The sequence below is a fragment of the Pseudomonas fluorescens genome, from assembly GCF_000802965.1.
Classification (GTDB): Bacteria; Pseudomonadota; Gammaproteobacteria; order Pseudomonadales; family Pseudomonadaceae; genus Aquipseudomonas; species Aquipseudomonas fluorescens_A.
Genome location: NZ_JSAK01000007.1, coordinates 17,700 through 29,567, shown reverse-complemented (window position 1 = coordinate 29,567; position 11,868 = coordinate 17,700). Strand labels below are relative to the sequence as shown.

Sequence of the window (11,868 nt, the reverse complement as noted above, 5' to 3'; positions counted from 1 at the left end):
TGCTATTAATATGCGCACGGTCGCGCCTTCCTTTACTTGGAGTGCGCGATGTCGGCTTTTTCTGATTACCTCGAAAACACTTTGGTCAGTGCCACCCTGCGCGGCGGCACTTACACCGGCGGCAGCGTCTACGTGGCGTTGTTCAAATCTGACCCAACCGATGCTGGTACCGGCGCCGAACTGAACGACAGCTCGTATGTCCGCCAACGCGCGCACACTACTGTGGTGTCGGATGGCTTTACTGCACCGTCGAACGGCGCGACCAGCAATACTCGTAACCTGGTGTTCCCACCGATTGTCGACGTGCAGGTCAACATCACCCATTGGGGTATTTTCGACGCGCAGAACTCTGGCAACTTGCTCTATCACGCGCCGATGCTGAACCCGAAAACTCTTGATCCGACCGACGTGTTGTCGTTCCCGGTCGGTTCGCTCACCGTCACCCTGGCCTAATAAGCAGTGGTCTTCGGGCGGTCGTTATTTGGTGGCGTACTCTCGGGACTGATTATGGTCTCGGGCGTCGCTGCGTGCGTCGCGCAAGCGTCGGCTGTCCCGGAGGTTCGCAAGATTTTCAGTGGTGCGGCGATTGCCCGTGCCACGAGCTCTACCCTCGCATTCAAGACAGTGGTACCACCGGCGAAAGTGGCAGCGGCGAAAGCCACGGTCACTGGTCGGGCGCATGTCAGCTTCTTTGCACGTTCCGCGCTTGGCACCGCAGTTGCCTCGATTGCAGGCTATGCGAAGGCAGATTACTTCGCCGCCGGTGAAGCGCATGCGTACCTCACTCCAGTCGCTGTTGCTTATCGCAAGACCCGGGCGCGGCCTTTGGCCGCGTGGTCCTACGCGACCGGCGAGGGCGAAGGCTTTGTATACCAACTGGCCTATGGTGTTCCGGCGCGGGCGATTGCCAAAGGCGTGGGCACGACATACCACGTCGGCGTCGGCGACACCTTGGCATCCGCTGCTGGTGTAGCAACGGCGACGGCGTTCATCGGTGCCAAGAGCTCCGGTTTGGCCACCGCGGAAGTCACCGGCTTCGTTCTCCGCACGGCGGGCGCACAAGGCTACGGTGCGGCCACAGCCGCGTTGTTTGGTGACGCTGCAATTACCCGCGCCGGCGTTCGCGAGTTCGAGGCGGTAGGCAACACAGTGTGCTTGGCCACCGCCAAGGTCAGCACCACCACCGTTTACCAACTGCAAACCCTGCATTGCGCAGCACAGGCCTCGGGCTATGCGTTGCAGCAGTTCGGTGGCAAGGGTGCGGCCACGCCAAAAGCGGTCCTGGTTGGCGACGGCCTCGTGATTGCGACCGGTGTCACCGGTGCCCCGGGGCAGACGAAAGCTACTGCGACGGGCAAGTGCAAATTGAGCGCGAATGTACGTGGCAGTGCATCGGCTTCCGCGAAGGTGCGGGCGGATGCGCGGCATACCTTCGGGGCGCAGTCAGCAGCTATGGCCAAGGCCACCGCAGTACAGACACTCGCTGAGATCCGCATCAGCGCGGCCCTGATAGCAACGGGGCGGGCAGTCGACACGGAGGCCGTCCGAAATCGTGTTGGTGGCGGTTCGGTACTTGGCACCGCGACGGCATCGGGATTCAACCTGGTTAATGAGGTCGGTCCTGCGCCGCTCAGCCGGACCCACTACGAAGGCCCGTTCTCGCGGCTTGTAATCATTTCTTCGGAGGTGCGGCTGCTAGCCGCATGAGGACACCCCGTGACGACATTTACCAAACAGCCGAACGATGTCCTCGACTACGACGTGGACATGGCGGCGTGGTTTAGCGATGTACCCGGCGACGACATCCAGCGGGTGGACATTACGATCCGCAGCACCAGCGAGCCCGTTCCGACACTGATCCTCGGACCGATCCCCCATCCGAATTACACCCTGTTCGGGGATCAGCCGGTGCGCTTCAAGCTTTGGCTTGGAGGGGGCACCGAGTATGTGGATTACATCGTGACCTGCGTGGTGGTGACCGAGCAAGACCGCCAAAAAGAAGTCGAATTCAAAGTGAAGGTGCGCGACAAATGAGCTATGCAAACTTCGTCCAGTGCCAGCTGACGCTGCCATTGAGTGCGGCCGCCACCGAGATCACGGTGCTTGCCGCAGTAGCGCCGTTTCAGTTGCCACCGACTACTGGTGGTGTGCTGATCCTGGCCGACAGCCCGACCAAACCGAGTCAGGTCGAGATCATCCGTTACACCGCGCGCGCTGGCCTTCAACTGACCGGCGTTACGCGCGGGCAAGAAGGCACCGCGGCGGTGGCATGGTCCGGCGTTGCCTTCTGCTATCAGGCGCTGACGGCGGGTGATCTTCAGGCGCAGCTGGACAGTAAAGCCAATCTGGCTAGTCCCGCGTTCTCGGGGATTCCAACGGTGCCGACAGCGGCACTGGGTACCAACTCCCAGCAGGCATCGAATACAGCGTTTGTCCAGGCGGCGATTGCCAACCTGATTGCCTCAGCACCGGGGGCGCTGGACACGCTGAATGAACTGGCCGCGGCCATGGGCAATGACCCGAATTTCGCGGCCACTGTGACCAACGCACTGGCCGGCAAAGAGCCGACCGTTGTGGCGGACACGGTGAACAAGTTCTATGCCGGCACCAAGACCTGGCGCGACCTACCAACAGACGTACGTGCGATCACGCTGACCGGCCTTTCGACGGCTACTAACGCGGTCATCACAGCAACGGACACTGTGCTCTCCAGTCTGGGCAAGCTACAGAGCCAGATCAGCGATGTAGCCAGTAACTTTGCGACTAATGTCCGCGGGACGGTGCTTGCTGGTTATCTGGTCGGGACCAACACGGCGGTGGCAGCGACTGACACGGTAATGGGTGCGTTTGCAAAGGTCCAAGGGCAGCTCAATAGCTTGGCCAACTCGGCGAGGATTACAGCGGTTTACGTTGCTACCCCAAATACGATAGTAAGTCGTGACGTGTCTGGTGGTATCTCCGCCAACCACATAATCGGGACAGGTTCAGGAAACGACTTCTCTACTGGAGGGGTAGAAATTCAAGGGAACGGCGCCGCTAACACGGTGTTTCCTACGCTTGGATTCCATCAACCGGGCGGGTACGCAGGTAGTCTTCAGTTAAGGGCTGCTAACGAATTCAGGCTGTACAACCAAGGTTTAGCAGCGTATGCCAACCTTACTCTGGCTAGTCTTAGCGCTGCGGTTAATATCAGTGCGCTCGGTAATATCTCTGCACAAGGCGCACTTAGTGGCACTAACATATCTTGTTACGGCAGCAACATAGCTGCCATCACGGACGGCGTGACCAGTATCGGGACTATTAACGCGGCTGGGAATGCCTGGCGTGGTTCTATGACCATGAAGGTCAATGATACCACCCTGTATTTTGATAACGGGGGGAACGCTAGCAACTTCCGCATTCTAGCTGATGGAACCTGCGCCGCCAGAACCCACCTTTGGGCCGGAGCATCCGTCTACCAAAACGATGGGAATGTGAGCGGTGCTGTATGGGGAGGTTACCTAAGTAACTTCTTGGTGGCCAATTACATGCAAATCGGCAATGTAATCACCAAGGTTTCCGAGACTGCCCCTCTTGGTGTGGGTGCGTATGCCTTTATGAAAAACATCACCGGTACTAACTATGGCGCGGGTACTTATTTCGGTGGTAACCAGGTCGCCTACACCGATGCTGAGAGCCAGAACTATGGCACTCCAAACTTCGGCAGTTGGAAGGCAATGGGTCCAGCTAATAACAACTGCGGTACTATAATGTTGAGGGTTTCATGATGAGTGAGTTACCTGTATCGCCCCCACAGGAAGTTGGAGTTCCTCAACCCACCTTTGTGGGGGTTCGTAACTTACGGCATGGTAATGGGGGGGCTATTGACTGTGAAATCCAGCATGTTGCGCATGGGTGGATTCCTTTCACCGCCTCCCCGCATGACTGTGAAGTCCACGGGGTCGAACTATACGAAGCAATTATGGCGGGGGTGCATGGCCCCATTGCAGCGTCATTGCAACGTACTCCCGAACAACTCAAGCACGACATCGCCGATCGCCGTTACACCGAGGAAACCAGAGGGATTACCTTCAATGGTTTGGCCATCGACACCGGACGTGACAGTCAGGGTTTGATCACCGGGGCCACACTGGCTTCGGTGCTCGATCCCAGCTACGTCTGTAACTGGAAAACCCCGGTGGGGTTTGTCGAGTTGAATGCCGCCACCTTGGCCGCTGTGTCACAAGCGGTGCGAGCGCACGTCCAGTCCTGCTTTGACCGGGAAGCGGAGCTAATCGCCGCAGTGCAGAGCGACACCTACACCGAATCGATGCTCGAAGAAGGGTGGCCTGAATGAGTAAGTTCCTGTCTAGCCTGCGCACCGAAGAAGTGGCGCAGTGGGACCACAAGTTGCTCGATGAATTGATCTTTCTCGATGATTTGGTCGGGGTGGTGAAAGTGCCGGCTGGCTTTGGCACCGACTTCGCCAGCATCCAGTGCCTGAACACGCCACTGTTGTTCTGGCTTTATGCGCTGTTGGTCGGGTACGGCAACAAGGCCGCCACGGTGCATGACTACCTGTACCGCAATGGCAAACACACCCGGGCGATTTGTGATGAGGTTTTCTACCGTGCACTGATCGCGGAAGGGGTGCCGAAAATGCGAGCGATCTTGCTGTACCAGGGTGTGCGCATCGGTGGCGGGTCGAGTTACAACATCGCGCGCCAAGTTCCTTCGATTGGGGTAAAATAAACGCAATGCTATTATTCTAGCGCGCACGGCTGCGCCCAACCAAGGGTGCAGCCATGCGATTCCTCGCTCTATTCCTACTCAAGTTCTTCTCTGACCGCCTCACTCAACAGGTGGTCCTTATCGGTCTCGAACAGGCCGCTGCTCGCACCACCAACACCGTGGATGACCAGGTTGTCGCGATCGTGCGTCAAGCCCTCGGCAACCGTGTCAATCCAATCCAGCGCGTGGTGGGCAAATGAATCTTCAGCGCGTATACGCGCGCCTATCCATCGATGAGGATCGGCGCAAGCGGATCTACACCGACACGGTCGGCAAAATCTCCGGCGGAGTGGGTCGGAACTTGACGGATCGCGGCTTCCGCGATGACGAGATCGACCTGATGTTGGTCAATGACGTCAGCGAAGCGATTGGTGAATGCCGCCGCATGTTCCGCAACTTTGATGCGATCGCCGAGGCTCGCCAAGAAGCCTTGGTGAACATGATGTTCAACATGGGCTACACGAAGTTGGCCGGCTTCAAAAAGATGATCGCCGCGGTGCTCGCCAACAATTGGGAAGAAGCTGCGCGCCAGATGCTCGAATCCAAATGGGCAGACCAGGTGGGTGATCGGGCAGATCGTTTGGCCTCCGCCATGCGCAAGGGTGGCTGGTAATGGACGGCGCATATCTGGCCGCCAAAGCGGTATCGCTGTTGGATGTCGTCGGCCTCAGTTGGGTGTGGGTCCTGTGCTTCGCCGTTTGGGGCGGCACGGCCAGCTACATCGCCCGGGTCCGTCGCACCAAGATGCCGTTCAGTTTCGTCGAGCTGATCGGCGAGTGGACGATCTCCGGTTTTGCCGGTGTCGTCACTGGCTACTTCTGCCTCTCTGCCAACTTCCCTCCGTACCTGACGATGGCCTTTGCCGGTATCTCCGGGCACATGGGTGGGCGCGCGATTGCCCTGTTGGAGCAACGCGTGTCCAGTTGGCTCTATCCCGGGAAAGCAGATGAAAATCGCCCTGAATGAATTCGGGGGCATGGCCCCCGGCATCGAGCCGCGCGCCCTGGCCGACAAGTTGGCCACTGACGCGTACAACGTCGACTTTTCCAGCGGTGTGCTGGGGGAGAGCATCGTCACGGCGCAGCCTTCACTGCCGTTCTCTCCATTGGCCGCGCAGTGCATGAGCATTCTGCGGCCCGGCAACGACGACACCCGTTTACAACTGACTACCGCAACCAACGGCGTGGCTTTTGCCTCGCTGTTGTCGGTGTCGGATCAGTGGGGGCGGGTTTACTACACCACGGCCTCAGGTCCGCGTTACACCGTGGCGGACAACTACCTCAAGGGTGGCCTGTCACTGAATCCGGTCAGCTACAAACTGGGTGTACCAACACCGTTGTATCCCGCAGTAGTGGGTACCCCGGCGTTCACCGTGCCTGCTGGGCAAGCGGCGGACCTGTCCTACGTGGCCTACATCTTCACCTTCGTCGATAAGTATGGCCACGAGGGTGCGCCGTCGCCGCCGAGTACCCAGGCGCAGTTGCCCAACAACCTGCCGTTCACCTGCAACCTGAATTTCACGGCTGAATCGCTCCCTGAGTTTCCAATTTCTGGTGCGGTGCGCCGGGTGTATCGGGCGGCGTTCGACGGTTCCTCTTCCGAGTGGCAATTCCTCGCTGACATTCCCATTGCGCTGGGCGGCTGGACCGACAACGTGCCGATGGGCAACGAAGGGGAGGCGCTGGTTTCCACCGACTGGGTACCGCCGCCGGTGGGTTTGCAACGCATGACCCCAGTGGCGTCCAACTTCGTCGCCGGGTTCTACAGCAACTACCTGTGTTACAGCGAAGCGTTGCTGCCGCATGCGTGGCCTGAAGCGTATCGGTTCCCACTGAAGTACCCCATCGTCGGAATGGCCGCGACCCAGAACGGGTTGTTGGTGGCGACCCTCGGCAAACCGTACTGGTGCTCGGGTGCTGATCCAGCGTCGGCCACCCCGGTGGAACTGGATGCCAACCATCCGTGCCTGTCGGCCAAAAGCATCGTCGACATGGGTGGTTATGTGATTTATGCCAGCCATGACGGGCTGGTAGCGGTCGCCGGCAGCGATGTGAAGGTCATCACCAAGGACTTCATGGACCGCCGGACTTGGCTGCGTGATTTCGTCCCGGCCAACATCGTGGCGTTTGCCCACGAGGGCTACTACGTGTTCAGCGTCGGCAACCAGTGGTGGATGTTCGACCCGGCCGGCGGCGGTTTTGTCGTGCTCGGCCTGAGCGCCGTGTTGCCATCCACTTTGCGCCAAGCCTACTACGACGCCATGCGTGACACCGTGGTGCTGCTCAACAGCGCTGGTGTGGCATTCGACATCGTCTCCGGCCCAGGTGGGGCGTTCCGCTGGAAGTCCAAAGTGCTGACCACGCCGCCGGTGTCGTTCAGTTTTGCCCGTGTGCTCTCGACCGTCTACCCGGTGACGCTCACGGTGACCGCCGACGGCGTGGCGCGCAGCTACGTGGTTACCGGCCGGCAACCGTTCCGTTTGGCGGGCGGGCAGCTCAATTGCGAGTGGCAGCTGGAAGTCGCGGCACCCAGTGGTGCGCGCGTCACTGAAATCGGCGTGTGCCAATCAACTCAGGAGCTGCGCTGATGGCAGGCAAGAAGGTCACGTTTACCATTCCAGAGCCGCCGAAGGATGCCTCGCCGCAGATGCGGCAAATGCTGGCGGCGATGAAAGAGGCGGTGGAGGTCCGTCTGGGCCGCCGAGGCGATCCGCTGGAAGAAGGGGTGACCCGTCGCGACCTGCTCGAAGGCGGGATCGCGCGGCTCGGCGGGCAGGGCAACGGCCAACTGGTACCGGTCACGGTGGAGTCCGCCGAAGCGCGGATTATCCCACCGATGCCAGTGGCATTAGGGGCAGAGGGTGTTTTCGGCGGGATCTCGCTGACCTGGGACACGCCATACCAGCAGTACAACGTCCATGCCTTTGCGGAAATCTGGCGCAGCGACAAGCCGGACCCGACCACCCGCGTGCTGCTCGACAGTTCGCGCGGGCAGTTGTACTTCGACCGTATCCCGGATAGCAACGCGACCAAGTATTACTACTGGGTGCGTTTCCTGTCTGAATACAACCGGGAAGGTCCGTTTTCCAATGTCGTGTCGGCCACCAAGCAGGCGGACGTCGCCGAGCTGATGGCGGATATTTCCGGGCACATCGATGAGGGCGACCTGTCGGCGTCATTCCGGGGCACGGTTAACGGGATGAAGACCAGCATCACCCAGACCAGTCAGGTGGTTGAGGGGCTCAAGGCGCAGTACACCGTGCGCCTCGATGTGAATGGCTATATCTCCGGCTTCGGTTCGTACAACAACGGCACCACGTCGGAGTTCGCCATCTTGGCCGACACCTTCTGGGTGGCCTCGCCCGGCAGTACTGGCAAGATCAAGCCCTTCATCCTCTACAACAATGTGCTCTACCTGGACGCCGCGGTGATTCGCGACGGTACGATCCAGCAGGGTAAGTTAGGGCCAATCAGCTTCGGAAAGTTGGTCGACGGCGCCGGCAATCCGGTCACCACCGTGGCGGGGCGGCTGCGCGTCGACATGATCGACGTGAACTCGATCCAAATCACTGATGCCAACATCGCCGGGGTCATCCGCTCCAATCAGGTGGCGAGCAATGGCCAGCCGCGCTGGATTCTCGACAAGAACGGTGGCATGGCGATGAACAGCAGCAACGGTAACGGACGTTTCGAAATGCGCGACAACGTGATGAAGTTTTTCGACAACGCCAGGCTGCGCATCCAGTTGGGGGACCAGACGTTATGAGCGTGATGGGGCTCCGGATTTGGGACAAGGACGGGAAACTCATCTTCAGCGAGACCGACTTCACCATGCGGGTGCTGGGCAAGGTGCAGATTCGTCTCGGCAATCGTTCCGGCGTGGTGCGTGTAGCGACACCGCTGGCCAAGCCGGGGGTTCACGCGATGGTGAATGTGCTGCCCGGGTCGTACACACAGTGGGGTACATATTCCGGGTACAAGAATGGGGTGCGGGCCAGTCTCCCTACGGTGACAGTTGGTGACGGCGAACTCATCTTGAGCGCGTCTTCTGGCAGTTCGTACCGGGCCAACATCGACGTCATTATGGTGGGATCGGCATGAGTAACTATGGCTTCAAAGCGTTCAATGATTCTGGAGCAGTGACGATCGATGCTGACTTCGTGACGATGGCGGTGGCGCGTCGCGGATCGTTCGGCCCCTATTTGGATCGGTGTCGGCAGTTCCCCGACAACCGCCACGGGGTACGGGCGCAGATCACCTACAGCTCGGCGATCATCAGTGACGCTCCACCCATTGTTGCCTTCCTCCCGCGAGGTATCGTCAATGGGCATTGGCATGCGTTTCAGCACACCGGTGGTCCGGGAGGATGGACTGGGTTCGAGGTCAGCTACGCGGAGTTTTACCCAGGGCAAGTAGTCTCGAACTACTATACCTTTCAGGCACCGTCCTCACTCCCTCTGTGGGATTACGCAGCGGCAGACATCGAAAGCTGCCCGCCCTCGAACGAAGCCTACGGGATGCGCATCTGGGATGAGAACGGCCGACTGACATTTGACTCGGGCACACCGGTGATCAAGCTGTTGGGCGTTGTCGGTGGCTGGAGCGCCGTCGGGAACTACCCACAGTGGCGCTCCTATGTCGCGGCGTGGCCGTACCCGGTTGGACAGAACTACGGCTTCATCGCGTCGAACCTGCCGATGCAGGCGATCAAAACGTCCTATGCTCCCTCGGTGAGTCCGCGGTTCGGATTTACCCAGGGTTCGATGGGTGCCGGCCAGATCATGTGCACGGTCGGTGGTGCGGATCGCAATAGTGAAGAAGGGTTGTATGCGATGATTGATAGCAACCAGATGCCGGATGACGTTTTGCCGAATTGGCTGGCCTACAACCCTATCCAGTTGTTCGCGGTGCAGGTCGAATAATCTCGTACCACTTTTTATACCAGCGATGCGGTTTTCAGCGTAAGCATGGCGTGGCTCTAGCACCTAACTCATTGAAATAACTACGCCACACGCATTGCGAGTACGCAAATAACATGCTGTTGTTGTGCGTCCCGCCAGGAACCAGCAACAGTCGCTTGGGCTCGTTGGCCGCATTGAACAACTGCTGGCTGAATCGCGATGGCATGAACGGATCGGCCAAACCGTGGACCACCAACAGCGGCATGTCGATGTCGACGATCTTGTCGATGGAGTCGAATTTCTGCGACAGCAGCCAGCGCACCGGCAACCAGTTCACGGGCAGATTGTTGCCGGCGACTTCCGCCACGGCATCGCCCAGCGAGGTGAAGGTGGATTCGATCACCAGGCCGCGCACCGGCACGGCGACGTGCTCTTTTTTTGCCTGCGCCGCCAGGTCCGCGGCGAGATCGATGGCGACCGCGCCGCCCAGTGAGTGGCCGTAGATCAGACGCTTGCTGGCGTCCGGTTGCATCGCGGTGAAGCGCTCCCAGGCGGCTCGGGCGTCTTCATAAACACTGGCTTCCGACGGCAAATCACCTTTGCTTTGGCCAAACCCACGGTAGTCGATCGCCAGCACCGAATAGCCCATGGCACGCAATTGCTCGATGCGGAACGCCTGGCCGGTGAGATTCCAGCGCACGCCGTGCAGGTACAGGATCGATGGCGCATCGCGACGCGCAGCCGGCCACCACCAGGCATGCAGGTTTTGCCCGGCCTTGAAACTGGCAGGCTTGATGTCGAATTCCTGAACGTCCTGGGGCAAACCGCGATACCAGCCCGCCGTGCCCGGTTCAATGCGGAACAACAACTCGCGTTCCTTGTACTTGAGCGCGCCGCAACTCACGGGCAGGCCGACGACCAGCGCGGCCATGCACAGCAGCGGCAGCCAGCGTTGGCGCAGACGAGTGAGGAGGGCAGTGGGCATCGGGTGGTCCATTGGAACAGACATGAAGTTCGCGTTTTAACAGATGCGTGCGCGGGGCGGGGAAAAATGCGACTTGTGGGAGTGAGCCTGCTCGCGATAGCGGAGTGTCAGCCGACGTGAATGTCGGATGTGCAGGCCTCTTCGCGAGCAGGCTCGCTCCCACAGGGAATAGCGTTGCTATCAGTCCACGCGCAATACAATCTTGCCAATGTGATCGCCCGCTTCCATTCGGGCATGGGCCTGCGACGCTTCGGTGAGTGCGTAGACCTTGTCGATGATCGGCAGGCAACGCCCTGCCGCCAGCACTGGCCATACGTATTCGCGCAACTGTTCGGCAATCGACGCTTTTTCTTCCCGGGTGCGCGAGCGCAGCAGCGAACCCGTCACCACGGCGCGTTTGGCCATGATCGCCAGCAGGTCAATGTCCTTGGCGTGAGCGCCACCCAGGAAGCCCAGCATCACCAGTCGACCCTCCATGCTCAATGCCGCGATATTCTGGTTCAGGTACGAACCGCCCATGATATCGAGGATGACATTGACGCCCTTGTTGGCGGTTTTTTCCTGAATGACCTGAACGAAATCCTGATCGCGATAGTTGATCGGCTCGGCCCCCAACTGGCGGATCACCGCACACTTTTCCTCACTGCCCGCCGTGGCGAATGCCTTGACGCCAAACTCGCGGCACAGCATCAACGCAGTGGTGCCGATGCCGCTGGTGCCGCCGTGAATCAGCGCTCGCTGGCCTTTACTGGCGCCGCCCATCTCGAACAGATTGGCCCACACGGTGAAAAAAGTTTCCGGGATCGCGGCGGCTTGCACCCAGTCCATGCCTTCGGGAGTTGATAGGGTCTGGCTGGCCGGGACCGCGCAATATTGGGCATACCCGCCTCCATTGGTCAGCGCACAGACCTTGTCGCCTTCGATAAAGTCGCTGACGCCTGCGCCAACGGCGACCACTTCACCGGCCACTTCCAGGCCCGGGTTCGGGTTCATGCCGGGTTTCATCGGGTACTTGCCCGCGCGTTGAAGCACGTCGGGGCGATTGACGCCGGCAGCGTGCACGCGGATCAGCACTTCACCAGCGTCTGGTGTAGGAACCGGTACCTGGCGTGGTTGCAGGACATCAGGAGCACCGGGTTGGGTGATTTCGATCAGGGTCATGTCTTTAGGTAAGTTCATTTCGTATACCTGAGGAGAAGTGTTGTGTAGATAA

15 protein-coding genes are annotated in these 11,868 nt (G+C 59.7%); 13 read left to right on the top strand and 2 right to left on the bottom strand.

What is annotated here, in order from left to right:
- The first annotated feature begins 48 nt into the window (after positions 1 to 48).
- From NL64_RS06165 to NL64_RS06100, 13 genes are all read left to right on the top strand, one after another.
- Positions 49 to 453 (top strand): phage tail fiber protein, encoded by a 405-nt coding sequence (locus NL64_RS06165; protein ID WP_034147269.1) that lies wholly within the window; start codon positions 49 to 51, stop codon positions 451 to 453.
- 54 nt (positions 454 to 507) lie between these two features.
- Positions 508 to 1,707 (top strand): hypothetical protein, encoded by a 1,200-nt coding sequence (locus NL64_RS06160; protein WP_034147268.1) that lies wholly within the window; start codon positions 508 to 510, stop codon positions 1,705 to 1,707.
- A 9-nt stretch (positions 1,708 to 1,716) separates the two neighbouring features.
- Complete coding sequence (locus tag NL64_RS06155; RefSeq protein ID WP_034147267.1) at positions 1,717 to 2,034, top strand: phage fiber-tail adaptor protein; 318 nt, start codon at positions 1,717 to 1,719, stop codon at positions 2,032 to 2,034.
- A complete protein-coding gene (locus tag NL64_RS30465; RefSeq protein WP_034147266.1) occupies positions 2,031 to 3,767 on the top strand; it encodes a hypothetical protein in 1,737 nt (578 codons plus the stop codon). Before NL64_RS06155 ends, NL64_RS30465 begins: the two co-directional genes overlap by 4 nt.
- Positions 3,768 to 3,994: 227 nt before the next feature.
- Positions 3,995 to 4,336, top strand: a complete 342-nt coding sequence (locus NL64_RS06140) for a DUF4376 domain-containing protein (RefSeq protein ID WP_253277059.1) — start codon at positions 3,995 to 3,997, stop codon at positions 4,334 to 4,336.
- Entirely contained in the window at positions 4,333 to 4,731 is a 399-nt protein-coding gene (locus tag NL64_RS06135; RefSeq protein WP_034147265.1) for a DUF1353 domain-containing protein, read from the top strand. Before NL64_RS06140 ends, NL64_RS06135 begins: the two co-directional genes overlap by 4 nt.
- A 53-nt stretch (positions 4,732 to 4,784) precedes the next feature.
- Complete coding sequence (locus tag NL64_RS06130) at positions 4,785 to 4,970, top strand: hypothetical protein (protein ID WP_034147264.1); 186 nt, start codon at positions 4,785 to 4,787, stop codon at positions 4,968 to 4,970.
- Complete coding sequence (locus tag NL64_RS06125) at positions 4,967 to 5,383, top strand: glycoside hydrolase family protein (protein WP_034147263.1); 417 nt, start codon at positions 4,967 to 4,969, stop codon at positions 5,381 to 5,383. The genes NL64_RS06130 and NL64_RS06125 overlap by 4 nt, the downstream gene beginning before the upstream one ends.
- Entirely contained in the window at positions 5,383 to 5,736 is a 354-nt protein-coding gene (locus tag NL64_RS06120; protein ID WP_052321204.1) for a phage holin family protein, read from the top strand. The genes NL64_RS06125 and NL64_RS06120 overlap by 1 nt, the downstream gene beginning before the upstream one ends.
- Positions 5,717 to 7,357, top strand: a complete 1,641-nt coding sequence (locus NL64_RS06115; protein ID WP_034147262.1) for a hypothetical protein — start codon at positions 5,717 to 5,719, stop codon at positions 7,355 to 7,357. The genes NL64_RS06120 and NL64_RS06115 overlap by 20 nt, the downstream gene beginning before the upstream one ends.
- Positions 7,357 to 8,535, top strand: a complete 1,179-nt coding sequence (locus NL64_RS06110; protein WP_034147261.1) for a phage tail tip fiber protein — start codon at positions 7,357 to 7,359, stop codon at positions 8,533 to 8,535. Before NL64_RS06115 ends, NL64_RS06110 begins: the two co-directional genes overlap by 1 nt.
- On the top strand, positions 8,532 to 8,870 hold the full coding sequence (locus tag NL64_RS06105) for a hypothetical protein (RefSeq protein ID WP_034147260.1): 339 nt from the start codon (positions 8,532 to 8,534) through the stop codon (positions 8,868 to 8,870). The genes NL64_RS06110 and NL64_RS06105 overlap by 4 nt, the downstream gene beginning before the upstream one ends.
- Positions 8,867 to 9,691 carry a hypothetical protein gene (locus NL64_RS06100; RefSeq protein ID WP_034147259.1) on the top strand — a complete coding sequence of 275 codons (825 nt, stop codon included), beginning with the start codon at positions 8,867 to 8,869 and terminating at the stop codon, positions 9,689 to 9,691. The genes NL64_RS06105 and NL64_RS06100 overlap by 4 nt, the downstream gene beginning before the upstream one ends.
- 34 nt (positions 9,692 to 9,725) lie before the next feature.
- Here the strand turns inward: NL64_RS06100 and NL64_RS06095 are convergent, their stop codons facing one another.
- Both NL64_RS06095 and NL64_RS06090 read right to left on the bottom strand, forming a co-directional pair.
- The gene (locus NL64_RS06095) at positions 9,726 to 10,655 is read right to left on the bottom strand and encodes an alpha/beta hydrolase (RefSeq protein ID WP_052321203.1); all 930 of its coding nucleotides are present in this window, start codon (positions 10,653 to 10,655) and stop codon (positions 9,726 to 9,728) included.
- Positions 10,656 to 10,835: 180 nt separating this feature from the next.
- Positions 10,836 to 11,834, bottom strand: a complete 999-nt coding sequence (locus NL64_RS06090) for an NAD(P)H-quinone oxidoreductase (protein WP_034147258.1) — start codon at positions 11,832 to 11,834, stop codon at positions 10,836 to 10,838.
- Positions 11,835 to 11,868 lie beyond the last annotated feature (34 nt).

Coding starts and splice junctions, on each gene's coding strand:
- NL64_RS06100 (WP_034147259.1), top strand. CDS start 8,867: ATGAGTAACTATGGCTTCAAAGCGTTCAATGATTCTGGAGCAGTGACG.
- NL64_RS06135 (WP_034147265.1), top strand. CDS start 4,333: ATGAGTAAGTTCCTGTCTAGCCTGCGCACCGAAGAAGTGGCGCAGTGG.
- NL64_RS06115 (WP_034147262.1), top strand. CDS start 5,717: ATGAAAATCGCCCTGAATGAATTCGGGGGCATGGCCCCCGGCATCGAG.
- NL64_RS30465 (WP_034147266.1), top strand. CDS start 2,031: ATGAGCTATGCAAACTTCGTCCAGTGCCAGCTGACGCTGCCATTGAGT.
- NL64_RS06095 (WP_052321203.1), bottom strand. CDS start 10,655: ATGCCCACTGCCCTCCTCACTCGTCTGCGCCAACGCTGGCTGCCGCTG.
- NL64_RS06125 (WP_034147263.1), top strand. CDS start 4,967: ATGAATCTTCAGCGCGTATACGCGCGCCTATCCATCGATGAGGATCGG.
- NL64_RS06120 (WP_052321204.1), top strand. CDS start 5,383: ATGGACGGCGCATATCTGGCCGCCAAAGCGGTATCGCTGTTGGATGTC.
- NL64_RS06110 (WP_034147261.1), top strand. CDS start 7,357: ATGGCAGGCAAGAAGGTCACGTTTACCATTCCAGAGCCGCCGAAGGAT.
- NL64_RS06160 (WP_034147268.1), top strand. CDS start 508: ATGGTCTCGGGCGTCGCTGCGTGCGTCGCGCAAGCGTCGGCTGTCCCG.
- NL64_RS06090 (WP_034147258.1), bottom strand. CDS start 11,834: ATGAACTTACCTAAAGACATGACCCTGATCGAAATCACCCAACCCGGT.
- NL64_RS06130 (WP_034147264.1), top strand. CDS start 4,785: ATGCGATTCCTCGCTCTATTCCTACTCAAGTTCTTCTCTGACCGCCTC.
- NL64_RS06165 (WP_034147269.1), top strand. CDS start 49: ATGTCGGCTTTTTCTGATTACCTCGAAAACACTTTGGTCAGTGCCACC.
- NL64_RS06105 (WP_034147260.1), top strand. CDS start 8,532: ATGAGCGTGATGGGGCTCCGGATTTGGGACAAGGACGGGAAACTCATC.